We start from the raw sequence: 22,059 nt of genomic DNA, 5'->3' as shown, positions 1-22,059 counted from the left end.
CATGAGGCTTCTCAATATTTTCTCTGGGTTGTGCCCATTAAGGCGATCGTAAGCAAAACGGGTCAGATTGGGCACGATTTTGGGGGATTTCTCGTATGACTACGCAATCCATTGGAAAGTTCCTGCCGGCGCTCAAGCTGCGGCTCGGCACCAAAGCCGTTATCTCGGCCATCCTTCTGATTGCGGTCAATACCGCGCTGGTGGTGGGAGCGGCCCATTGGTCGCTTACCTCCGAGTTCGGCGATCGGGCGCTGCGGGACATCGAGGTCAACCTGCGCACCCTGGGCCTGGCGTTTGCCGAGACCTACAGCGACGCCAAGATTACGATCAAGGACGGGGCCGTCGTCCGCGCCGAAATTGCCAAGATGCCCGAGTTCAAGGACCACGCGATCGTCGATCGTGCAGTCGGCTATACCGGCGGCAACGCGACGCTGTTCGTCTATGACGATGCCAGCAACCAGTTCGTTCGCCGCACCACCAACGTCAAGAAGGAGAACGGCGACCGTGCCGTCGGCACCCAGCTCGCCCCCGACCATCCGGGGCAGGCGGTCGTGCGCCGCGGCGAGGTTTACCGGGGGCCGGCGACGCTGTTCGGCAAGACGTTCATGACGGCCTACTACCCGATCATGAATCCGGCCGGAAAGGTGATCGGACTTCTCTATGTCGGCATTCCCATGGCGCACTACGAGAGCATGCTGTCGCACGCCATTCAGAACATGGCGATCGCAGCCGGCATCGCTGCGCTGCTCGTGATGATGCTGACCATGGTGCTGGTGCGCCGGGTGACCAAGCCGCTGATCTCGGTCACGGCCTCGCTGACGGCAATCGCCAACGGCAACACCGAGGTTGAGGTCGACTACCACGACCGAATGGACGAGATCGGCGAGATTGCGCGTACTCTCGCGGTCTTCAAGAACAACTCGGTCGAACGCCGTCGCCTGCGCGACGAACAGATTGCGGCTGCCGCCGCCGCTGCCGAGCAGCGCAAGACTGAATTGCGGAGCTTCGTCGACGAGTTCCAGACCAGCGTCGGCAGCATCCTTGACAAGGTGCTGAACTCCTCCAGCGAATTCGAGCGTGTCGCGCAGCAGCTCACCGAGACCGCGCGGACTACGGCTGGCCTGTCGGGCAAGTCGGCCGGCGCTTCGGAGACCGCCTCCGAGCATGTCCGCACCGCGGCGACCGCCTCCGACGAACTCTCCAGCTCGATCGCCGAAATCACCCGCCGGGTCCAGGAATCGAACGGGATCGCGGCCGACGCCGTCAAGCAGGCGGCCGCCACCGACCAGCGCATCAACGAATTGTCCGAAGCCGGCGCCCGGATCGGCGACGTGGTGAAATTGATCACCTCGATTGCCGAGCAGACCAACCTGTTGGCGCTCAACGCCACCATCGAGGCGGCGCGGGCAGGGGATGCCGGCCGCGGCTTTGCCGTGGTGGCGCAGGAGGTCAAGAGCCTCGCCGGCCAGACCGCGAAGGCGACCGAGGAGATTTCCAGCCAGATCGGCAACATGCAGCTTGCGACCGAAGAGTCGGTCAGCGCGATCAAGGCGATCGGCCAGACCATCGAACGCATCAGCGATATCGCCACCTCGATCTCGGCGGCGGTAGAGCAGCAGCGCGGCGCTACCCAGAACATCGCCCAGAGCGTTCGCGCGGCGGCCAGCGGCACGGCAGACGTTGCGGCCAACATCCGCAACGCCGCGCAGGGCGCCGACGAGACCGGCGAGACCTCGAGCCGGATGTTCGCGTCCGCGCAGAATCTGTCGAGCGAGAGCCTGCACCTGAAGGCCGAGGTCGAAAAATTCCTCGACCGCGTCCGCGCTGCCTGACCGCATCGTCGCGGCGACGCATCGCGTCGCTGGTGAAACCGGAAGCCTCCGGATTCGTAGTTTCTCCATACTGCGAATGACTGCCCTCGTTTCCCGGGCTGGAGGGCTTCCGTGAACCGATACGCCGCGCTCTATCTGGTGACGCTGCTTGTAATCATCCCCCTTGATTTCCTGTTCCTTGGCGTCGTCGCCAGGGACTTCCTCACCTCCCAGGTCGGCAACATGCTGGGCGAGATCAAGCTCGCACCCGCGATCCTGTTCTATCTGCTCTATGTCGCCGGCGTCGTGATCTTCGTCAGCGGCGGGCCGGGCGCTACCTGGCAATCGACGCTGCTCTACGGCGCGCTGTTCGGCTTCTTTTGCTACGCGACCTTCGACCTGACCTCGCTGGCGCTGCTCAAGCACTGGAGCTGGCCGGTTGCGGTCGTCGACATCGCGTGGGGGGCGTTCGTGACGGCGGTCTCCTCGACCGCCGGATTGCTCGTGGCGGATTGGGTGGTGCCGAAAATGTAGGGTGGGCAAAGCGTAGCGTGCCCACCACTTCTTGCATCGCTCTTGATGGTGGGCACGGCGCAAGCACGCCTTTGCCCACCCTACGACATCTCAATTCGTCACTTCGGCTGCGGTACAATCCGGATGTAGGGCTTCGGCGCCTTCCAGCCGGCCGGATAGATCGTCTTCGCCTCGTCGTCGCTGACGGAGCCTGCGATGATGACGTCCTCGCCCTGCTTCCAGTCGGCCGGCGTCGCGACGCGATGCTTTGCGGTCAGCTGCAGCGAGTCGATCGCGCGCAGTATCTCCTGGAAGTTGCGGCCGGTGGTCATCGGATAGACGATCGTCAGCTTGATCTTCTTGTCGGGGCCGATCACGATCGCGTTGCGGACGGTCTGGTTGTCTGCAGGCGTGCGGGTGAGGGGATCGCCCGAGGTCGAAGCCGGCAGCATCTCGTAAAGCTTGGAGACGTTGTAGTCGGTATCGCCGATCATCGGGTAGTTCGGCGCCGCCCCCTGCGTCTCCTTGATGTCCTCGGACCATTTCGAATGCCGGTCGACGGGATCGACGCTCAGGCCCATCAGCTTGACGCCGCGCTTGTCGAACTCCGGCTTCAACTTCGCGAGAGCGCCGAGTTCGGTGGTACAAACCGGCGTGAAATCCTTCGGGTGCGAGAACAAGAGCGCCCAGCTATTGCCGATCCAGTCGTGGAATTTGATTTTTCCCTCGGTGGTCTGGGCTTCGAAATCGGGGGCGGTTGCGCCAATAGGGAGTGCCATGATGTGACCTCATCTTATTAAAGTTACAGGAGAATTCGTCTCTAGCATTATACGAGTCTGAGGCGGTTAAGTGAACCGGTTAGCGCAAAAGGTGAGATCCTTCTCCGCAAACCCGGAACTCCTAGCATCTTCTTTTGATCCGCGCCTCTGCGACGAAAAGAACCCGTTTGCTCCCGCATTTGGCGAAGATGAGTAAGGTTCTGGAGCTATCCTTTTGTTTGATCGCAATCTTTTCAATACTGTTCCACTTTTCTGCCGCCGCTGCCCCGATGTCGCCTTTTATCGCCCGCATCACGCCGGGCCGCTTTGCACCCGAGGGTGCGTTGTGGGTGCTTTGGCCTGAACCGTGACCGGCATCACAGCGACCAATTGGCAACCATGTAAAAATCTCGAAATGCCAGTTTCGAATCGTTAACCGCTCGTTCATGCCCGGTATGGAAATGCTGGACCTGAAAAAGAAATCGAGAAGTGCAACTATGCCTGCCCCGACTGCCAAGACCACTGAAACGTCCATTGAGACATCCGACGACGTCCCGCAACCGTCCTGCCGTCAGACCGCGGCGCACGCGCTCACCATTGTGCGCGACGGCGTGATCACCGGCGAGGGGCCCACGACCAAGGGCCGTATCCATTTTTCCCGCGCGCTCGATGCCGATGACGCTGCCTGGTGCGCGCGCATCCTGACCGTCAGCGCGGTCGAGCATCAGCCGGTGAGCCGCGCCGAAGTCGAGGCGCTGTTTGAAATCAGCGACGCCGCCGCCGAGCGTACCGACGACGGACGTTTCGACGACCTGCTGGCCAAGGCGGTCGCCCATCATGCGGCGTCCGAATCCGGCCTGCCGGTGCCGCCGCGCACGGTGGCGCTGTCGCCCGATACCGACATCGAGAGCTGGGCGCCGACGCAAGCCGCCAAGATCGATACCAAGGTGCTGGAATGGCTTGCCAGCCAGATGCGCGGCAAGCGCCGCGTCAACCACCGCCTCACAGCGCTGGTCGCAACCCTGATCGGCGCCGCCGCGCTGCCACTCGTGCAACTGCCGGGCATGCTGGATATGGGGATGCTGTAAGTTCATCTGGCGATCACTGATCTGAAGACGGCGGGGTCATTCCCCGCCGTTTTGTTTTGGCACCGCTGTTGAGGCCGTCATTGCGAGCGAAGCGAAGCAATCCATCTTTCTTTTCGCGGTGGGATGGATTGCTTCGCTTCGCTCGCAATGACGGTGGATACAGTTTTGCGATCTCGCGGCGCATTGCGTCCGAGGTTTGCATCTTCGTTTGCCCTCCTCGAAATAGAGGGCGCAGGGAAGACCGGGTGCTTGCTGCACCCGCGGTCTCGTGTGCAACGTGCACAGAAGAACACGCACACGAGCATACAGGTACAGGCGGAGCATCCCGGCCTTCCCTGCGCAGTGGCTTTACGGCTTACTTCGTGCTCTTCCCGGAGAACGGCTCTTTTGCCTCCGTCGCCCCCAAGAAGCTTGCTTCTCGAGAACTTAACGCCAGCACCGCGGCGCCCGAACCACACGACTTCGCCGTACGCATCCGGCGCGCACGTCTATCGCGCCACCAGCGTCCACCGCATCTCACCGCACGTTCGTGACGATCGCGAGCGCCCCTCAATTGGGTGAGACGCGCGGAGTTATGCGGGTGATTTGCCCGGCGGTGGAAGCGGTATATTTTTGCCGCGCAATCTGGACGACCCAAATCACGTTGAACCGGCTGGTGAAATTCGTTTTTACGCGCAGCGCGTTTTGCGGCGTTTTGGACGCGCGCCGAGCGGTCGACGCCTGCGCCAGTGAAAGCCACGACCGAGATATGTGACTTATATCACATTAACCTCTCGGCATTCCTACGTATTGTGACCGTCAAATTCGATGCTAGTGTCGGTTTTCATTGCCGATTTGGAAATTTTCTGATGCGCGCGTTTTTGGGGGTGGTCCTGACGGTCTGGCTGACTTTGCTGGCTGGCCAGCCCGCGTTTGCCGAGAAGCGCGTGGCGCTGGTGATCGGCAATTCGGCCTACCGGAACGTGGCCAAGCTGAGTAATCCCACGAACGACGCGGCGGCTGTTGCGTCGATGTTCAAGTCCGCAGGCTTCGACACTGTCGAGTCCAAGCTGAACCTGACCGTCGGCGAGTTGCGCAAGACGCTGCGCGATTTCGGCAACAGGAGCCGGGATGCCGATGTCGCCGTTGTCTACTATGCCGGGCACGGCATTGAGCTGGATGGCACCAACTATCTGATTCCGGTCGACGCCACGCTCGAGACGGACGCGGATGTTCTGGACGAGACGCTGCCGCTCGACCGCGTGCTGTTCGCAGTCGAGCCGGCGAAGCAATTGCGGCTGGTCATCCTCGATGCCTGCCGGGACAACCCGTTCGCCAAAAACATGAAGCGAACGATTGCGTCCCGCGCGATCGGACGGGGATTGGCCAAGGTCGAGCCTTCCAGCCCCAACACCATGGTCGCCTTTGCGGCGAAGGCGGGATCGACCGCATCCGACGGCGACAGCAAGAACAGTCCGTTCGCAGCCGCGCTGGTCAATCATCTCGCCAAGCCTGGTCTGGATCTGCGCAAAGCATTCGGCTTCGTCCGCGACGATGTCTTGAAGGCAACCGGCAACGCGCAGGAGCCATTTGTCTATGGCTCGTTGGGCGGCAACGACGTGACGCTCGTGCCAGCCGCGCCTGCAGCCCCGGCCGCTCCAGCCGCCGCATCGACCGATCACGATGCCACCATGCAGCGCTACTACGAATTCGCCCTTCAGGTCGGCACCAAGCCGGTGTGGGACGCCTTCATCGAGAAGTATCCGTCCGGCTTCTTTACGGCACTTGCCAAAGCGCAACGTGACAAGCTCGCGGCCGAAGCCGCGCGGATCGAGGCCACCAACAAGGCCAAGGCAGCCCAGGACGAGCAGGCACGACTCGCTATCGAAGGCGCTAAAGCCGCGGAACAGGCAAAGGCGGCCGAACAAGCCAAGGCGGCCGAAAAAGCGCGCATCGCGGCCGAACAGGCGAAAAAGGCAGAAGAGGCGAAGGTCGCGGAAGCCGAGCGTGCAAAGGCAGCGGCAGAAGCAAGGCTTGCCGAAGCTGAGCGCGCGAAAGCAGCAGCAAAAGCCGCCGAGGAAGCAAAGGCTGCGGAGGCCGCGAGGTTGAAAGCCGCCGAAGTAGAAAAGGAGCCCGCTGCGAAGAGGGGAAGCGAGAGCAAAATCGCCGCGCTCACGCCACCGGCCGACCAATCCGACCAGCCGAAGGCGATCGACCTTCCTCGCTCACTTCAAGCCGAACTGCGGCGGGTTGGCTGCAACACGGGTGCGGTGGACGGCAACTGGAATGCGGCGTCGCAGCGGTCGCTCGATCTGTTCAACAAGCACACTGGGATGAAGCTGGAGGTCAAGGTTGCAAGTGTCGATGCACTCGATGTCGTCAAGAGCAAAACGACGCGCGTTTGCCCGCTGATTTGCGATCATGGGTTCAAGGCCGATGGCGATCGCTGCACGAAGATTACGTGTCGTGCTGGTTACGAGGTCGGCGACGACAACACGTGCGAAAAGATCGAGACGAAGAAGCCTACTGCAAAGCGCGAAGAACCGAGGGTGCAGCGCGACAAGGCAGAGCGCGGCAAGTTAGAATCGACCCCTTCGAAGCCGCAAGCCTCAGGCCAGATATTTTGTACCGGTCAAGGATGCAGGCCGGTAGGCAAAGGCTGTAGCATTCAAGTCGTGAGGCCCGGAGCGCCGGGATATGTCTCAGGCGCCAGCGGACAGATCGAAGTCTGCAACTGAGCGGCTGACGAAGTGCGCGGTGTTTGGATCTAGGATTCGGTATGCCGATTTGGAAGTTTTTTTGATGCGCGCTTTGCTAAACATCTTTTTGACGGTCGGGTTCATTTTCCTGGCTGGCCAGCCCGCGCTGGCGGACAAGCGCGTGGCGCTGGTGATCGGCAATTCGTCCTACCGGAACGTGGCCAAGCTCAGCAATCCCGCCAACGATGCGGCGGCTGTTGCTGGGATGTTCAAGTCGGCAGGCTTCGATACGGTAGAATCCAAGCTGAACCTGACCGTCGGCGAGTTGCGCAAGACGCTGCGCGACTTCGGCAACAGGAGCCGCGAGGCGGATGTCGCGGTTATCTATTATGCCGGGCACGGCATCGAGCTGGATGGCACCAACTATCTCATCCCGGTCGACGCGACGCTTGAGACTGATACGGATGTTCTGGACGAGACGCTGTCGTTGGACCGTGTACTGGTTGCGGTCGAGCCGGCCAAGCAATTGCGGCTGGTCATCCTCGATGCCTGCCGGGACAACCCGTTTGCAAAAAGCATGAAGCGGACGATTGCGTCCCGCGCGATCGGCCGCGGGCTGGCCAAGGTCGAGCCTTCCAGCCCCAACACGATGATCGCCTTTGCCGCGAAGGCGGGGTCGACCGCATCCGATGGCGATAGCAGGAACAGTCCGTTTGCAGCGGCGCTGGTCAATCATCTCGCCAAGCCCGGCCTTGATCTTCGCAAGGCATTTGGCTTCGTCCGCGACGATGTCTTGAAGGCGACGGGTAATGCGCAGGAGCCGTTTGTGTACGGATCGCTGGGTGGCAACGATGTAACGTTGGTCCCAGCCGCGCCTGCGGCGGTTGCTGCGCCGGTCGATCAGGACGCTACGATGCGGCGCGATTATGAGTTCGCGCTCCAGGTAGCGACCAAGCCCGTCTGGGATGCCTTCATCGAGAAGTATCCGTCAGGTTTTTACACAGCGCTCGCCAAATCGCAGCGTGACAAGCTCGCTGCGGAAGCTGTGCGGATCGAAGCCACCAACAAGGCCAAGGCAGCCCAGGACGAGCAGGCGCGGCTTGCCATCGAAGGCGCCAAGGCCGCCGAGCAGGCCAGGGCTGCGGAACAGGCGAAAGCCGCCGAGAAAGCCCGTGTCGCTGCCGAGCTGGCGAAAAAGGCTGAAGAGGCGAAAGTCGCGGAAGCCGAGCGCGCGAAGGCGGCAGCGCTTGCGAAGGCCGCCGAGAAGGAGGCTGAGCGCGTCAAAGCGGCCGAAGAAGCCAAGGCTGCCGCCGAGACCAAAAAGGCTGCTGCAGACGCCAAAGCTGCTGCCGAAAAGAAGGCGAAGGAAGAAAAACTCGCCGCGCTAACGCCGCCGGCGGACCAATCCGATCAACCGAAGGCGATCGATCTCCCCCGGTCGCTCCAGGCCGAACTGCGGCGGGTCGGCTGCAACACCGGTGCGGTGGACGGCAACTGGAATTCCGCCTCGCAGCGGTCGCTTGATCTGTTCAACAAGCACGCGGGGATGAAGCTGGAGGTCAAGGTTGCAAGCGTCGATGCACTCGATGTCGTCAAGAGCAAAACGACGCGCGTTTGCCCACTGATTTGCGATCATGGCTTTAAAGCCGACGGCGAGCGCTGCATCAAGATCACGTGCCGGGCAGGCTACGAAGTCGGCGACGATAACACTTGTGAAAAGATCGAAGTGAAGAAGCCAACGGCAAAACGCGAAGAGCGAAAGATGAAGCCTGAGTCGAAGGCAGAAAATTCTTCCTCGAAACCGCAAGCTTCAGGTCAGGTTGTCTGTACACTGCAAGGGTGCAGGCCCATTGCAAGAGGTTGCAGACTAGAACACAGAGCGGCCATCGCAGGTGGCAGCGTAGCCGGAGGATCAGGAGGAGGAAACATCGAAGTCTGCAACTGAGAAGGCTAACAAGCTGGCCGGAATCGTCGAATTGTTCCGAAGTGAGTTAGGTCCGACTCTAATTGTAGCCGACGCTGCTCGCCCGCGCTGATGAGGTGATCGAATATTTCTACCGCTTGCTGCAGTGCGTGAGTCCGTTCGCGTGCCATGGTCGAAATCGTGAGGGTATTTTTGTGAAACTCTTTTGCGCAATATTGCTGGCGGCGTTCATATTGACGGCGCAGGTTCCGCTCGTGCGAGCCGGCGTGGTCCTGATCACGCCGGAAGAAGCACAGCTTCCCACGCCAAAAGGCGTTCATGTCGCTCGCGCCGTCACGCGCGGACCGCGTATCGACCTTGCCGGTCCCGATGCCAGCGAGGCGCGTTCCCCGCTACGTCTGCAACTCAAATTTCGGGGATTCGGCGGTGCAACGATCAATCTCGACTCGCTTCGCGTGACTTACCTGAAAATGCCAAACGTCGATCTGACCTCGAGAATAAGGCCTTATGCCCAGCCGACGGGCATCGAGATTCCGGACGCCGAAGCCCCGCCGGGCGAACATCTGGTCCGCGTGGAAGTCCATGATTCCGAGGGACGTCGCACGGCGACGACATTTTTGCTCAGCGTCGCACACTAGAGGGGCAGGGATGCCGGAAACTTGCTTCTTTTGCAAAACGGAGAAGGATGAGCATGCGCTCGTCTGCGCGGCCTGCGGACGGGATACGGCCGTTCCTTTGCCGCTGGCCGCCGAACATCAGGCGCTGTCGCAAAAGCGGGATCGCTTGCGGGCCGAGCTCGTTGAGGTAAAGGCCCGGCTCGAGTCGCTTCGGCGCAGGCCGGTCAGCGCATGAAGATTGATCAGACAAATCGCGCGCGAACCCTTGTCGCGTTCCAATCTTCCATGGGCAGATTGATCGCCTGATGGAATGCCCTTTCTGCGCCGAGACGATTAAGGACGAGGCTCTCATCTGCAGGCATTGCAGCAGGGATCTCCGTGTCGTGCAGCCGATTGTGATCGAAAACCAGAACCTCGTGGCGGAGCTTGACCGGCTCCAGCGGGAGCTGGACCGGGTCAACACGCAACTCGCGTTTTTGGACCGTCCGGTTCGCTTCCTGCTGCGGCACGCGGCGCTCTATGTCCTGATCCCGGCGCTTCTGCTGCTCGCCGCGCATGTCGTTGTGACGATCCTGCTGGATGTTTCCGCGCTCTACCTGCGGATCGCGTCAGTGATCATCCCGATTCCGTTCGGGGTGATGCTCTACGCCGTCAACAAGATCGGGGTGAGGGGGGCCGCCGGGTTTGGAATCGCCACGGCCTTCCTCAGCGTGACGGCCATGCTTGTCACCATCGGAGTTGTCGACGCGGTGCCGATCGTGCCGGAGAACCTCCGCGAATGGCGCGAGGCTGTTGAATACGCGCTCAGTATCATGCTGGCCTATTTGACGGGAAATCTGCTGGTCATGCTGATCCTGCGTTCGCTGCCGAATGCGATCGCGGCTTCAGGCCGCCCGAGTGCTGTAGCGGTGCGGCTCGCCCGGATGTTTGGCCAGCATGTGGGGCCGGATGTCATGCGCCGACGGGCGCGCCGGATACAGGAGCTGATCAAGACCCTTGGCCCGCTCGCCGGCCTGGTGGTGACGGCCGGCGGGTCGATCTACACCGGGCTAAAAGGCGTGCTGGGACACTGATGGGGCGAGCCAGGGGGTTTAAATCTCACCCCGGCATCCCCATATAGCCTCTCATGGCACAATGGAAAGCATCGACCACGCGGCAACCACCGATGACGAAGGATGAGTTGCGCCTCATGCTGGCCGAGGCGGTCCGCAACACGCAGCCAATCGCGGATCAGAGGCCGAAGCGATCCCCGGAGGCCGAGGACGATCAGTCCTAGCTGGCCGCCGGTCGTTCATTCGCAATCGCTAAGAGACGGGCCAACGTGCGGCGGTCGATGCCGATCCCGACAGCATGGCCAAATCAGAAATCACAAAGGACCTAACGAATGCGGATTGCTGCCAAGCCCACTGAACAAGAGATCATCGAGGGGCCGCAAGCGGTATCCTTTCAGATCGCGAACGGGAATGCGCGGCATAGCTGCATTCTGCAAACCGAGCTGCCGACGAAGGCGCTGGCCCAAAAATATCTTCTCGCAAACTGGCCTGTTGTCGAAAAGATGGCACGCGACGCGCTCGCGGCGGGAAATCTTGAAGACGGCCCGATCAAACTCGTTATCGCCTGAGCGGTTCATCATGAACGCCAGTTTTGGATTTTAGGACCAGTCATGCTGAAAGATCGCGAGAATATCCTGAATGCGCTCCGCGAGAAGCCGCAGAAGGCCTACCAACTCATGCGGCGTGCCAATCTTCCGAATGAGGAAGCCTGCCAATCCCTGCTTCTGAAAATGCGCGACGAAGGCCTGGTGAAATTCGACATCCACAAGGGGCTATGGCTCATCGGATAGTCCGATACATGCGGCGGGGTTATTTCCCCGCCGTTTTCTTTTTGCCGCCTTCCGCATCCAGCCCGAGCGTGCGGCCGGGAAAGCCCGCCGCGTCGAAATAGCGTTGCGAGCCGACGCGCTGGAAGTTGAGCACGGTGCGCAGGCCGTTCGCTGCCGGTTTCGATTTCACGGTGCCGGCATAGGCCATCGGCGTTGCGCCATTGGGCATGGCTTCGGTCATGACGCGGCCGATCAGCTTGCCGTTCGCCTTTTGCGTCAGTCCCATGATCTTAGCTGCGGTGGCGCCGACGTCGGCATTGCTGACGGGGAGGGGATCGACATAGCCCGATTTGAAGTCGGGCCCGATCGCCGCCGCAAAATTCAAGGTGTCGCCGCGGCTGAAGCTGCCATGCATGCCCTGACCCTGGCGCAGCACGGTGTCGGCAATCTGCACCGAGCAGTTGGTCGGCTCCTCGCATCCTGACGACCACGACCGGAAGTTGACCACGATCGACGGATGCGGCACGACCGCCTTGCCCTTGAGGCCGAGCTGCGACATCGGCAGCGTGCCGGGGAAATTCCCAAGTTCGTCATCGACAAAGAGGCCGCTGACGTAATCCTGTTCCAGCAGCGCCTTGATGGTGCGGTCCGCCAGCTTGCGTTCCTTGCCGGGGATGTAGATCAGGTCCGATCCGCCATTGGTCGCGACCACGAGATCGGGTTTTGCCGGGTCTTTGCCCAACAGGCCGTTGCCTGCCTTGGGATGGGCATTGTCGGCGACGCGCGCGTTCTTGTCGTTGGGGTCGAACAGCGGCAGGTCCAGCGCCTTCGCCAGATCGACGGCGAGAAAGCCCATGGGGAGGAAATCCTTCGGCGTGTCTTCGTAGGCGATCTTCGCCGCAGGGCTGGTCTTGCTCTCCTTCGAGATCGTCGAGAAGCCGTGATCGGAGGAGACGATGATGTTGGTCGTCGCGGCAAGGCCGAGTTCGTCCAGCGCCTTGCGCAACTGCGCCAGGTTATCGTCCGCGTTCTTGATGCCGGCCATCGAGGTCGGCCCGTTGATGCCGGGGGTAATGGTGTTGAGGCTGTCGCCGGTATTGTGCTGGCTGCCGTCGGGATCGCGCGACCAGAACACCAGTACGAACGGCTTGTTGCGCGCCTTGAACATCGGCAATACGACCTTGGCCGCGACGTCGGCCATGTAGGCCTGCTGCGCGACATTCGCCGTCGTGGTGCCCGGTGTTTTGGCGTCGCCGGCCTTGCTGTTTTCCCCGCGCGGGGTCGTCACCAAGGGGAGGCCGGCCTTGGTCAGCGCGTCCTTCATTTCATCGGACAGCGGCACGCCATTCTTGCTACCGGTGGAGTCGTCGATCACGATGGAATTCTTGCCGCCGTCGGTATGGTCGAAAAGATAGGTCGGACCAAGCTTGCCGATCGCGGCGGTGCTGTAGCCCTTCTCGCGCGCCATCTTCAAAAGCGTCTCTTCGTTCAAATAGTCGCCGCCGAAATGCTCGTCGACCTCGAGCAGGACGGGATTGACCTCGAGGAACGGTGTCACCGTGTTGTTGGAGTGGGCGATGGGGCGGCCGGTGTAGATCGTGTTGCTGAAGGTGCCGGTATCGCCGAGGTAATGGCCGCTGGCCATCGCCGAGCCGTTCGCCATGGTGAAGGTCGGGAACAGCGAATGCGAGTTCCTGAAGTTGACGCCCTTGTCGCGTACCTCGGCCATCGCAGGCGCGGTCTGCGGCGTCACGATGCGGCCGCGCAAACCGTCCGGTACGAACAGGATCAGGTTACGCGGGGTGGCGTTTTGCGCGGATGCCGAGCCTGCGATGAGTGCGATCAGACCGGCTGATAGCAACAGGGTTGTGTGGCGCATCTGGTTCCCCCCACAGAAAAGCAGTTGCGGCGATCCGCCGCCGCTTTCCGTTTAGTTTTGCTCTGCGACAGGATTGTTACATTGTGTGGAACCGGCCTCAAGGGCGGGCAGCAAGCGTCCGCGCCCCGTCAAAGGTTGGGCCTCGCGGAGGAAACATCGGAGCCCCGCCGCCGTTTTCATTGGCAGGAGGCCAGCCATGAGCAAGTTCCAACAGAAAGCCGAAGCCCAGACCAAACAGATCATCGGGCAAATGCTCGGAGATGAGCTGCTGGTGAAGGAGGGCAAGGAGCAGCAACGCGAGGCGACGGAGCCGGGACGCGGTCACCATGACGAGGGCGGCAGCGATCAGGGCATCGTCCGCGATGAGCGTGGACAAGAGCAGCCGCGGGACAAGGAGCGTGCCCAGCGTGTGAGCCGAGTGGACCGCGGCGGCGATCCGCCGGGCAAGAAGAAAAAGGGTTAGGCCGTCTCTGGGTGTGCGTACGGCGTGAGCCTCTAAATTAAAGTAGTCGATTGACGGCCGCGGCCTTTGAATAAATTAAAGGTCCGCGACCTGAGGCGATATTTACTTCCTCGCCGCCTTCGCTTCGTACTCTTCGGCAAGCTTGATAAGGCGGGCCACGGCCTCGGCATCGTTGTCCGGGCCGCGAAGCGGCGGCACCGCGCAGCCTCTCCAACGTCGCGAACATCAACCGGCTGCTTGGCGAGCCCGATGGCCTCGCCATCATCGTCGCAACGCAGGTCAACGCGATTGCATACATGGCCTTCCGACCCAAGGATGTAAGCGCGGTAATCTCTGCATCCGTGTGCTACTGAGACGGAGGCTGGAGCCCCTTTGAGCTGATCCACTGACTTATATGCGAGGCCGTCTCCGCCTGCCGGGCCCTGCGGATCAGCTTCTCACGCTCGACCCCTGGAGGGGTGCCCTTTGCTTCCTGGCGCAGGCGCTTTGCCTGCTCTTCGAGGCGCAGTTCCAAAGGGGCGGTTTGTTTGAAATGACGTCTTTGCATCGGCGCTGCTCCTGTTCGCATGGGGCGGGAGCGCAACCGGCGTTCTCATCACCGATAAAAGCCGAAGGCCGTGCGGTGATAGCGCATTGTCCGCTATGCGACACAAGAAAGCGAGAACAAAACTGTTAGCCTTTGGCCGGAGATTCTGGGGCCGGAGCTTCTGGCGCGGGTTTCTTGGGCATCACGGCCGGCCCCGCGATCAAGCGGTAAGCTGGCACCCAAGCCGTATTCCAGTTTTCCATGGTCGTACCGCACAGCAAGCATTCGAAGCTGCTTATCTGTCGTCTGGGGCCATGGATTCCGTCCGGTTGTAAACCGCGCCGCACTGACACGATCGGTGATGAGATTCGGACATCCCACTTTATGCGCTCGTAATCCAGAACAGGCCACTATCAAATTCCAACCAAGCGCCCGCTCGATGGCCGACGGAAAACAGGAATCAGGATAGCAGACCGACATTCGCTCGCGCCGTCTGCGCACAAAGCTACACAGGGATCGAAAATCGGGAAAATTCGGCAACCGGCGAATGGGCGTCGATTAAATCATCAATCGGAAGGTGATCGCGCCTTCGCTTTTGCCTCTCGGGCTAGCCGCTCCGCCTTCAGGCGCTCACGGTTTTCGTGGAAGGATTTCTGCGCCTTTGCGTAATCAGTCATGGCCTTTCCGGGTATGACCTCTCTGAACGCCTTGCGGGCTTCGCGCTCGGCTGGCGTCGTCTCTCGACGCTTGAAGGCGTGGTCTCTAATCATTTGGATCTCGGATTCGGTTCGATGACTCAACGCGGCGCGCTGTTTTTTGATCCAAAAACGGTTGGAATCAAAACAGAGCAGCGCCGCTAAGCCCGCTTCGCGGCATAGAGCGAGGGCTGAACGGTATCGCTCCTTCATGAGATTCCGGTCTGCACAACCGACTTGAACCTGCCGTCGCAAGAAAAGAGGCGGCCGCGGGGCCGCCTCTCCAGTCTTTCATGCGCTCTTGTTACTGACAGATATGACGTCGACCGTCGTCACCCCAGAACGTCGTTCCGGGCTGACAGACGAAACCGCTGTTGTAGCCGCCATAGTAGCGGCGCCCGTAATAGCCGTCATTATACGCGTAAACGTCGTTCCGGAACGGCGCTGTGGCGATCGCGCCCGCGGTACCGATGGCGCCGCCGACGATGCCGGCCGCTACGTCACCCGGCCAGAATCCGCCGTGTCGATGATAGTAGCGGTCGCTGGTCTGATACTGCCGGATGGCATCCGACCTTCCGTGAGCATCCTGCGCCAGCGCCGGCGCCGCGACGGCAGTAGAAAGAACTGCGGCTGCGGTCAGGAGCTTCAAGTTCATAAGTTGCCTCCGTTTTAGTGGCCTTGCAGTGACCTGGGGCCAACGAGGCGCGCCAGCGACCGTTCCGATATCGTGATCGGATTACTTCAAACGGATGTGAGGTTTCAGTTCCGCCTCGGGGTCAAAAAAACGGAACGTAGCGTTCCGGCAACGCTGTCGAAATGTGCCTTCCATCCGCGACTATCCTGAAACGCGAGCGCGGTGCCAGATCGGATAAACCAGCCAGAACGCAAGCAACGCGACCAGCGCAATCGCGCCGGCGCTCAGCGCTATGACCGTATCGTCGGTGGTCTTGAAGAACACCACTGCGACGTCAGCGGCAATGCCGATGGCCAATGGTATCGAGGCGGCGATCACAAGACGGGAGCCGATCTCGAAGAAATCCGGATCGTCTTCGCCCTGAAAGCCCAGGCGGTGAACGGCGGCGGGTGTCATCAAGAGGATGACGGCTAGCGCCACCGCACACAGCGCGGCACAATGGATATATTTGAACAGGTCCGGCAGCTCGTTGAACGCCTTCGTGAAGGTGGCGATCAGTTGAAACCCGAGAAGCGCCTGGCCGCCCGGGATGATGACCCGGGCCTCCGTCAGCATCTGCTCGATCTTGGATTTCAGCGACGTCTCGTTGGACATTTCCTGCATCTGGTTCTTCCGATCCCGTCTCAGCGCAAAGCCGAGGCCGTACAGCAGCGCCAGGCCGACGGCGGTAAATGACGAGCCGGCGGCGATAGCGAAGGTGCGGCCGAAAATATGTTCGAGGGCCACGAAGGCCGAGATGCCCAATCCGACGGTCAGCGGCAGCAGGCTGATGCCTGCCAGCGTCGTTGCCGTTGCGATGGCTCCCACCCGGCTGTCGCCGGCGAAGATGATCTGATGAAACAGCGAAGGGGCAATCAGGAGGCTGATGCTCATCAGCATCAGCACAAGCCCCGCACCATGCATATGCCGGGCGGTGTCGGAGACGTCCGGAAAGCGTTCCTGAAAAACCGCCTCGAACTGGAATCCGAACAGCACTTGGGCTCCGAGGATCAGGAGCCTCGATTCATCGAGCGCAGTCTTCAGGCGGCTTTCGACATCCATCGCCATCTCCGCCTATTGAACTTCCCTCAGATTGCGGAGTTCCAGGGCGGCTCGCCTGCGGCATCGCGAACCTGCTCGAATTCGAACCGCTTGGAACGATGTCTGGCGACGCCGATTGACCGGGAGTGCCGCGCGACCCGCCTCAAGGAGGCGGGCGTAACCGTCGAGCTGCAGACGTGGCGCGGCCTGAACGGCAATTGCGAGGTTATCCATGAAGAGCAAGCGCATCGGCGCCGACGAGCAGGCGCAGGTTCACGTCATCATTCTTGACACGGGCGAGGAGGCGTTTGCAGTGCTCACCCGCTTCGCCAATGAAGCAGGGATTTCCGCGGCCTCCCTGACCGCCATCGGCGCCTTCGAGCGGGCCACCGTCGGCTGGTTCGACATCGCCTCGAAGAGCTACCGCAAGATCGAGGTCAATGAGCAATGCGAGGTTCTCAGTGCGACCGGAGACATCGCCGTCGGCGATGACGGCAAGCCGAGCCTCCATGTCCACATCGTGCTGGGGCTCGCCGACGGCTCGACCCGCGGCGGCCACCTGCTGGCAGGCACGGTGAGACCAACGCTCGAGGTGGTCCTGACCGAAGTCCCGGCAACACTTCGACGAAGGAAGCGGCCGGACCTCGGGATTGCGCTGATCGATCTTGCGGCTGCGCGCGGTTGAGGTGTCGCGCGCGGCTTAGGAACATTACGTTCAATCCCATGTTGTCCGCCTGCCAAACAATGGAGGACGACATGGCTGAGAAGGATCTCAACGAACTATTTCTCGATACGCTCAAAGACATCTACTACGCCGAAAAGCAGATCCTGAAGGCGCTGCCGAAAATGGCAAAGGCCGCGAATTCGGACAAGCTGCGGGCCGCGTTCGAAAAGCACCATGATGAGACCGAGGGACAGGTCGAGCGCCTGGAACAGATATTCGAGTTGCTCGGCAAGGCTGCGCGCGGCAAGAAGTGCGATGCCATCGAGGGCATCCTCGATGAAGGCAAGGAGATCATGGAGGAGTATGCCGATACGCCTGCGCTCGATGCCGGCCTGCTGGCCGCAGCCCAGGCGGTCGAGCATTACGAGATTTCGCGCTACGGCACCCTGAAAGCCTGGGCGGCCAAGCTCAATAATCCGCAAGCTGTGAAGCTGATCGACCAGACTTTGACAGAAGAGAAGAAGACCGACGAAACCCTGACCAAGATCGCGGAGACCGCTGTCAACTATGAGGCCGCGGCGTAAGACCGCAAGCCGGCCGACGGCGCCGTGGCGAGCGCCGCCGGCCCTGTCTGCACGAGACGCCGCAAGCCTCGACTATCTGTGCGACAATCCGAAACCCGTCCAGCGTCGGAGCAGTCGTTCGACCGCAGCGCCGATCGCAAGGCCGGCGATCACATCGCTGGTCCAGTGCGCCAAGAGAACGATCCGCGTCAGGACCAGGCCCGCGCCGATCGACCAGGCCAGGCTGCGTTGCGCGGGCGGCAGCGCGGCGGCCGCCGATGCCATCGCGCCGACATGGATGGCATGGCCGGATGGAAAGGCGTCGAGAGGTTTTCCCGAAAACGGCACGCCGTGAAGGTGCCCGCGGACCATCAGACGGTCGGGGCGTCTCTGGTCGAAGATCGACTTCAACAAATGCGGCAGAAGCGTAGCGGCGACCGTCGTCAGCAGGATATGGTTGCTGTCGGTGCGATGGCGCGCGCTTCGATGCCTGCAGTAGAGCCACCAGCCTGCGGCGAGCGCGCAAACGACGTGCTCGTCGGCGCCCCAGGTGAGGATCTTGGCAATCTGTTCGACTTCCGGACGGGTGTGATCCGAAATCCGTTCCGCGATTTCGATGTCGGCCTGAGTTGGCCGTATCGGAAACAGCGCCATCATCCGTCTTTCAACCGGAATAAAAGGATCCCTGCCAACCCGTCCATGGATGTTCGGCGGGGTTCGAGTTCGACGTCGCGGGGGAGAGAAACGTCGATACGGGAAAACCCGCACCGGGCCCGATCGTTCCTGTGGTCGCTTTCACTGGCTGCAGCGAGGCCGACACTGCGAGGAAACGCCGCGGCAAAACGCCCCCAAGGTAGTAGTTTTACGAGGCCGAACAAATATTTGCGCGGACAGGCGCCAGCGTAAGCAAACGTTTAGCCGCCGTCCGTAAAATACCGGCATCAATTCCTGCATTAACCTCTGGTTAGTCATGCGCCTTCTGCCGATGAAAGAGCCGGACAGGTCCTGGCGGTCGATCAAGGGCCAGTGGAAGAAGGACGCTGAAAGCGTCGGCGAGGACTTTTCGACCTTTTCGACGGGAAGTTTCACGACCTATGATGCCCTGACCAAGGACGGCGACCATCCCAGCCTGTACTGCCTTTCCGACGGCGAGCGGATTCATGCGGCCTGCCAGGTCAGCCGCCTGATGATGAGCAAATTCCCGTCGCCGATCCTGCGGGCGCGCTTTATCCTGGTGTCGCCGGTCTATGAACTGGGCATCGCAGACGCCGGCCAATACGCCCAGATGATGGTGGCGCTGTTCTCCGGCATCGTGTGGCTGTCGAGGGACACGATGTCGGCCAACCACATCCGCTTCTTCCTGAAGAGCCCCGGAGATTCACAATACTTCGCGGCGTTGCAGGCCTCGCCGCCGGCTTCGCTGTTTTCGAAGTTCACGATCGACGGCGCGCTGATCGAGTGCAGCCTCAAGGAAGACGAACTGGCGGAAACCGAAACCGCCTGATTCCGCCGCCGCGTTAACCTCGCGATAACTCATTTTGCTAACGCCCTTTTGGGTTGTGTTCCCTACAACAAGCGCCTGTGGGGGCAGCGGAAATGCTGAATAATTCATCGCAAGACATCGTCGCGGAGAGCCAGCCGCTGTTTGACGGCGGCATGCCGTGGCGGATCAGGTTGAGTGCCATCCAGTGGCTGATCTTAAGTGCTGCGGTGCTCGTGATCGCAATCATGCTCGGCACCGGCTATTTCGCGATGCAATATCGCGAGCGGGCGCTGGAAGTCGCCGAGCGCGAGCTCAACAACAGCGCGCTGCTGCTGTCGCGGCATTTCGACCAGCAACTGAGCGATCTCCAACACGTGCACGAGGACGTCGTCGCCGGCATGCAGGCCGATGGGGTCGACACGTCTGATGAATTCGAACAGAGAATGTCGAGCTTAAGCGCGCACGAGATGCTCCGCTCCAAGCTCTCGGCGCTGCCGCATGTCGGCGCGCTGAATCTGTGGAACGCCAAGGGGTGGCTGATCAATTCCTCCGAGAGTGTGGCCGGTGCCGGACCTCAGCATCGCCGACCGCCAGTACTTCAAGGAGTTCACATCCGGGAGACCGACGTCCGACGTGATCGTCGAGCCGGTCGTCAGCAAGGTGACGAAGAACTGGACCACCCTGTTTGCGCGCAGGATCGTTGGCCGGAACGGCGAGATCATCGGCTTCGCCAGCCGCGGTGTCGAGCCTTCGCATTTCGACGCTTTTGTTGGATCGCTGGAGCTCAACAGCGGTACCGCGATCTCGATGATTCACCGCAACGGTACCATCATCGCCCGCTATCCCAAGAACGACAGCCTGATCGGCTTCAATGTTGCCGGCACCGAGGCGTTTCAACGCGCGCTGGCCGTGGACGGCAACATATCGGGACGCTTCACCAGTGCGAGATTGTCGGAAGAAAAGGTCGGCGCGGTCAAGTCGCTGATGCACTTTCCGATTCTGATCGTCGCGACCACGAAGACCGAGACCGCACTCGCCGACTGGCGGGCGCAGACCAGGCTGCAATTCTTTGCGGCGGCGCTGGCGATCGTCGTCGTGATCGGCATGGTCTTCCTGATCGCGCGTCAGCTACGCCAGCAGCATGCCGCAGCCCAGCGCAAGCTCTCGGAGAAGAGCCAGCATCTCGACACTGCCATCAACAACATGACGCAGGGCCTGCTGTTGTTCGATGCCTCGGGGCGCCTCGTGATCTGCAACCGGCGATATATCGACATGTTCGGCCTCTCGGCCGACGTGGTCAAACCCGGCTGTCATCTGCGCGACCTGATCCGGCACCGTCAGGAGCGCGGCTCCTTTGTCGGCGATGTCGACGCCTATTGCGCCCGGTTTCTCGACCCCAACAGCAGCCTGGTTCAGGACACCGTGACCTCGACGCCGGACGGGCGCACGATCCGGCTGATCTTCAAGCGCTCGCCGGACGGTGGCTGGGCGACGACATTGGAAGACGTCACCGAAGGGCGGCGCGACCAGGCCAGGATCGAACATCTCGCCCATTACGACGCGCTGACCAATCTGCCGAACCGTTCGCTGTTCCAGCGCCATGCGGAAGGATTGCTGCTGGAAGCCGAGGGGCGCGAATTCGCGATCCTCTATCTCGACATCGACGAGTTCAAGCGCATCAACGACACGCTGGGACATCTGATCGGCGACGAATTCCTGAAGGGCGTGGCGGAGCGGCTGCGGCAGTCAGTCGGCCCCGAAGATTTCATCGCCCGCCTCGGCGGGGACGAATTCGCCATCCTTCAGCACGGCATCGAGAGCGGCGAGGACGTTCACGCGCTGGTCGCGCGGATCTATCAGGCGCTGCGCACCCCGTTCGACTGCCACGGCCACCAGCTTTCCAGCGATGCCAGCATCGGCATTGCGATCGCCCCGCGCGACGGCTCGGACCTGTTCTATCTCCTGAAGAACGCCGATCTCGCGATGTATGCGGCGAAGGCGGCCGGCCGCAGGACCTATCGCTTCTTCGATCCCGCGATGGAACAGCAGGCCAATCATCGCCGCGAGCTGGAGGCGGATTTGCGCGCGGCGCTGGCGCAGGGCGGCTTCGAACTGCACTATCAGCCGCAGGTCGACCTGGGCAGCGATCGTGTCACCGGCTGCGAGGCGCTATTGCGCTGGCGGCATCCGGTGCGCGGCATGGTCTCGCCGGCCGACTTCGTGCCGGTGGCCGAGGAAACCGGCCTGATCGAGGAGATCGGGCAGTGGGTGCTGCGCACGGCTTGCGCGGAAGCGGCGGCCTGGCCGGCCGATGTCCGCATCGCTGTCAATGTCTCGCCGATCCAGTTCCGGTCGGAAACGCTGTCGCTGAAGGTCGCTTCTGTCCTCTCCGAGACCGGGCTCGACCCGCGCCGGCTGGAGCTGGAGATCACGGAAGCCGTCCTGATCGCGGACGACGACGCGGCGCTCGCGACGCTGAACCAGCTCCGCGCGCTCGGGGTTCACATCGCGCTTGACGATTTCGGAACCGGCTATTCCTCGCTGCAATATCTGCAGCGCTTCCCGTTCGACAAGATCAAGATCGACCGCTCCTTCGTCAAGGAAGTGACGCGCAACTCCTCGTCGGCCTCGATCATCCGCGCGGTGGTGAGCATCGCCGCCGACCGCAACATGGTCACCACGGCGGAAGGCGTCGAGACGCTGCAGCAGCGCGAGACCGTGCAGAATCTCGGATGTACCCAGATGCAGGGCTTTCTGTTCAGCGCGGCGCGCCCGGCGCAGGAAATCCGCGCGCTGCTGGCATCGGGCAGGGCAGGCGTCGAGGACGCGGCGTAGGGCCCCAAGGTAAGGCTCAAGACCAG

General features: G+C 61.6%; 22 protein-coding genes. 14 read left to right on the top strand and 8 right to left on the bottom strand.

The window, feature by feature from the left end; all coding sequences use genetic code 11:
- Window positions 1-95: 95 nt before the first annotated feature.
- Together V1294_RS25540 and V1294_RS25535 are read left to right on the top strand one after the other, a co-directional pair.
- Window positions 96-1,832: a methyl-accepting chemotaxis protein gene (locus tag V1294_RS25540; RefSeq protein ID WP_334500975.1), complete on the top strand. Its 1,737-nt coding sequence runs from the start codon at window positions 96-98 to the stop codon at window positions 1,830-1,832.
- Between the two features lie 111 nt (window positions 1,833-1,943).
- Window positions 1,944-2,345, top strand: coding sequence for a DUF2177 family protein (locus V1294_RS25535; RefSeq protein WP_334500973.1), 402 nt, complete (start codon window positions 1,944-1,946; stop codon window positions 2,343-2,345).
- A gap of 98 nt (window positions 2,346-2,443) precedes the next feature.
- Here V1294_RS25535 and V1294_RS25530 read toward each other — a convergent pair whose 3' ends face one another.
- Together V1294_RS25530 and V1294_RS25525 are read right to left on the bottom strand one after the other, a co-directional pair.
- Window positions 2,444-3,103, bottom strand: coding sequence for a peroxiredoxin (locus tag V1294_RS25530; protein WP_334438931.1), 660 nt, complete (start codon window positions 3,101-3,103; stop codon window positions 2,444-2,446).
- 121 nt (window positions 3,104-3,224) lie between these two features.
- On the bottom strand, window positions 3,225-3,617 hold the full coding sequence (locus V1294_RS25525; protein ID WP_334500971.1) for a hypothetical protein: 393 nt from the start codon (window positions 3,615-3,617) through the stop codon (window positions 3,225-3,227).
- On the opposite strand from V1294_RS25525, the gene V1294_RS25520 reads away from it, so the two are divergent.
- From V1294_RS25520 to V1294_RS25490, 7 genes are all read left to right on the top strand, one after another.
- Entirely contained in the window at window positions 3,580-4,170 is a 591-nt protein-coding gene (locus V1294_RS25520) for a hypothetical protein (RefSeq protein WP_334500969.1), read from the top strand. The genes V1294_RS25525 and V1294_RS25520 overlap by 38 nt on opposite strands.
- 848 nt (window positions 4,171-5,018) lie before the next feature.
- Window positions 5,019-6,887, top strand: a complete 1,869-nt coding sequence (locus tag V1294_RS25515) for a caspase family protein (RefSeq protein WP_334500967.1) — start codon at window positions 5,019-5,021, stop codon at window positions 6,885-6,887.
- 64 nt (window positions 6,888-6,951) lie between these two features.
- Complete coding sequence (locus tag V1294_RS25510) at window positions 6,952-8,793, top strand: caspase family protein (RefSeq protein WP_334500964.1); 1,842 nt, start codon at window positions 6,952-6,954, stop codon at window positions 8,791-8,793.
- A gap of 95 nt (window positions 8,794-8,888) precedes the next feature.
- Window positions 8,889-9,410, top strand: coding sequence for a hypothetical protein (locus tag V1294_RS25505; protein WP_334500961.1), 522 nt, complete (start codon window positions 8,889-8,891; stop codon window positions 9,408-9,410).
- Window positions 9,411-9,772: 362 nt separating this feature from the next.
- Window positions 9,773-10,462 (top strand): hypothetical protein, encoded by a 690-nt coding sequence (locus V1294_RS25500; RefSeq protein WP_334500959.1) that lies wholly within the window; start codon window positions 9,773-9,775, stop codon window positions 10,460-10,462.
- Between the two features lie 311 nt (window positions 10,463-10,773).
- Window positions 10,774-11,010, top strand: a complete 237-nt coding sequence (locus tag V1294_RS25495) for a hypothetical protein (protein ID WP_334500958.1) — start codon at window positions 10,774-10,776, stop codon at window positions 11,008-11,010.
- 42 nt (window positions 11,011-11,052) lie between these two features.
- Entirely contained in the window at window positions 11,053-11,232 is a 180-nt protein-coding gene (locus tag V1294_RS25490) for a hypothetical protein (protein WP_108518311.1), read from the top strand.
- Between the two features lie 19 nt (window positions 11,233-11,251).
- Here V1294_RS25490 and V1294_RS25485 read toward each other — a convergent pair whose 3' ends face one another.
- Window positions 11,252-13,090 (bottom strand): alkaline phosphatase family protein, encoded by a 1,839-nt coding sequence (locus V1294_RS25485; protein ID WP_334500957.1) that lies wholly within the window; start codon window positions 13,088-13,090, stop codon window positions 11,252-11,254.
- A gap of 196 nt (window positions 13,091-13,286) precedes the next feature.
- Between V1294_RS25485 and V1294_RS25480 the strand changes: the two genes are divergently transcribed.
- Window positions 13,287-13,553, top strand: coding sequence for a hypothetical protein (locus V1294_RS25480; protein ID WP_334500956.1), 267 nt, complete (start codon window positions 13,287-13,289; stop codon window positions 13,551-13,553).
- Between the two features lie 1,092 nt (window positions 13,554-14,645).
- Here V1294_RS25480 and V1294_RS25475 read toward each other — a convergent pair.
- From V1294_RS25475 to V1294_RS25465, 3 genes are all read right to left on the bottom strand, one after another.
- Entirely contained in the window at window positions 14,646-14,849 is a 204-nt protein-coding gene (locus tag V1294_RS25475) for a hypothetical protein (RefSeq protein WP_334504818.1), read from the bottom strand.
- 229 nt (window positions 14,850-15,078) lie between these two features.
- Window positions 15,079-15,429, bottom strand: a complete 351-nt coding sequence (locus tag V1294_RS25470; RefSeq protein WP_334479674.1) for a hypothetical protein — start codon at window positions 15,427-15,429, stop codon at window positions 15,079-15,081.
- Between the two features lie 180 nt (window positions 15,430-15,609).
- Window positions 15,610-16,509, bottom strand: a complete 900-nt coding sequence (locus V1294_RS25465) for a DUF6328 family protein (protein ID WP_334500955.1) — start codon at window positions 16,507-16,509, stop codon at window positions 15,610-15,612.
- A gap of 211 nt (window positions 16,510-16,720) precedes the next feature.
- Here V1294_RS25465 and V1294_RS25460 point away from each other — a divergent pair, with 211 nt between their 5' ends.
- Together V1294_RS25460 and V1294_RS25455 are read left to right on the top strand one after the other, a co-directional pair.
- Window positions 16,721-17,173 (top strand): PPC domain-containing DNA-binding protein, encoded by a 453-nt coding sequence (locus tag V1294_RS25460; protein ID WP_334500953.1) that lies wholly within the window; start codon window positions 16,721-16,723, stop codon window positions 17,171-17,173.
- Window positions 17,174-17,244: 71 nt separating this feature from the next.
- On the top strand, window positions 17,245-17,736 hold the full coding sequence (locus tag V1294_RS25455) for a YciE/YciF ferroxidase family protein (RefSeq protein WP_334500950.1): 492 nt from the start codon (window positions 17,245-17,247) through the stop codon (window positions 17,734-17,736).
- A 72-nt stretch (window positions 17,737-17,808) separates the two neighbouring features.
- On the opposite strand, the gene V1294_RS25450 is transcribed toward V1294_RS25455, so the two are convergent.
- Window positions 17,809-18,372 (bottom strand): phosphatase PAP2 family protein, encoded by a 564-nt coding sequence (locus V1294_RS25450; RefSeq protein ID WP_334500948.1) that lies wholly within the window; start codon window positions 18,370-18,372, stop codon window positions 17,809-17,811.
- Between the two features lie 313 nt (window positions 18,373-18,685).
- On the opposite strand from V1294_RS25450, the gene V1294_RS25445 reads away from it, so the two are divergent.
- The gene (locus V1294_RS25445; RefSeq protein ID WP_108518326.1) at window positions 18,686-19,219 is read left to right on the top strand and encodes a hypothetical protein; all 534 of its coding nucleotides are present in this window, start codon (window positions 18,686-18,688) and stop codon (window positions 19,217-19,219) included.
- 194 nt (window positions 19,220-19,413) lie between these two features.
- On the opposite strand, the gene V1294_RS25440 is transcribed toward V1294_RS25445, so the two are convergent.
- Complete coding sequence (locus V1294_RS25440; protein ID WP_334500945.1) at window positions 19,414-19,554, bottom strand: hypothetical protein; 141 nt, start codon at window positions 19,552-19,554, stop codon at window positions 19,414-19,416.
- Between the two features lie 208 nt (window positions 19,555-19,762).
- On the opposite strand from V1294_RS25440, the gene V1294_RS25435 reads away from it, so the two are divergent.
- Window positions 19,763-22,033, top strand: a complete 2,271-nt coding sequence (locus V1294_RS25435; RefSeq protein ID WP_334500943.1) for an EAL domain-containing protein — start codon at window positions 19,763-19,765, stop codon at window positions 22,031-22,033.
- Window positions 22,034-22,059 lie beyond the last annotated feature (26 nt).

The organism is Bradyrhizobium sp. AZCC 1678 (assembly GCF_036924765.1).
In the GTDB taxonomy this organism is placed as follows: Bacteria; Pseudomonadota; Alphaproteobacteria; order Rhizobiales; family Xanthobacteraceae; genus Bradyrhizobium; species Bradyrhizobium algeriense.
This window is presented reverse-complemented; position numbering and strand designations above follow the sequence as displayed.

Bases quoted from the DNA above. Each gene is read 5' to 3' on its own strand.
- V1294_RS25465 (WP_334500955.1), bottom strand. From the start codon at position 16,509: ATGGATGTCGAAAGCCGCCTGAAGACTGCGCTCGATGAATCGAGGCTC.
- V1294_RS25450 (WP_334500948.1), bottom strand. From the start codon at position 18,372: ATGATGGCGCTGTTTCCGATACGGCCAACTCAGGCCGACATCGAAATC.
- V1294_RS25480 (WP_334500956.1), top strand. From the start codon at position 13,287: ATGAGCAAGTTCCAACAGAAAGCCGAAGCCCAGACCAAACAGATCATC.
- V1294_RS25490 (WP_108518311.1), top strand. From the start codon at position 11,053: ATGCTGAAAGATCGCGAGAATATCCTGAATGCGCTCCGCGAGAAGCCG.
- V1294_RS25515 (WP_334500967.1), top strand. From the start codon at position 5,019: ATGCGCGCGTTTTTGGGGGTGGTCCTGACGGTCTGGCTGACTTTGCTG.
- V1294_RS25510 (WP_334500964.1), top strand. From the start codon at position 6,952: ATGCGCGCTTTGCTAAACATCTTTTTGACGGTCGGGTTCATTTTCCTG.
- V1294_RS25445 (WP_108518326.1), top strand. From the start codon at position 18,686: ATGCGCCTTCTGCCGATGAAAGAGCCGGACAGGTCCTGGCGGTCGATC.
- V1294_RS25520 (WP_334500969.1), top strand. From the start codon at position 3,580: ATGCCTGCCCCGACTGCCAAGACCACTGAAACGTCCATTGAGACATCC.
- V1294_RS25525 (WP_334500971.1), bottom strand. From the start codon at position 3,617: ATGGACGTTTCAGTGGTCTTGGCAGTCGGGGCAGGCATAGTTGCACTT.
- V1294_RS25455 (WP_334500950.1), top strand. From the start codon at position 17,245: ATGGCTGAGAAGGATCTCAACGAACTATTTCTCGATACGCTCAAAGAC.
- V1294_RS25475 (WP_334504818.1), bottom strand. From the start codon at position 14,849: ATGATTAGAGACCACGCCTTCAAGCGTCGAGAGACGACGCCAGCCGAG.
- V1294_RS25485 (WP_334500957.1), bottom strand. From the start codon at position 13,090: ATGCGCCACACAACCCTGTTGCTATCAGCCGGTCTGATCGCACTCATC.
- V1294_RS25460 (WP_334500953.1), top strand. From the start codon at position 16,721: ATGAAGAGCAAGCGCATCGGCGCCGACGAGCAGGCGCAGGTTCACGTC.
- V1294_RS25540 (WP_334500975.1), top strand. From the start codon at position 96: ATGACTACGCAATCCATTGGAAAGTTCCTGCCGGCGCTCAAGCTGCGG.
- V1294_RS25495 (WP_334500958.1), top strand. From the start codon at position 10,774: ATGCGGATTGCTGCCAAGCCCACTGAACAAGAGATCATCGAGGGGCCG.
- V1294_RS25470 (WP_334479674.1), bottom strand. From the start codon at position 15,429: ATGAACTTGAAGCTCCTGACCGCAGCCGCAGTTCTTTCTACTGCCGTC.
- V1294_RS25530 (WP_334438931.1), bottom strand. From the start codon at position 3,103: ATGGCACTCCCTATTGGCGCAACCGCCCCCGATTTCGAAGCCCAGACC.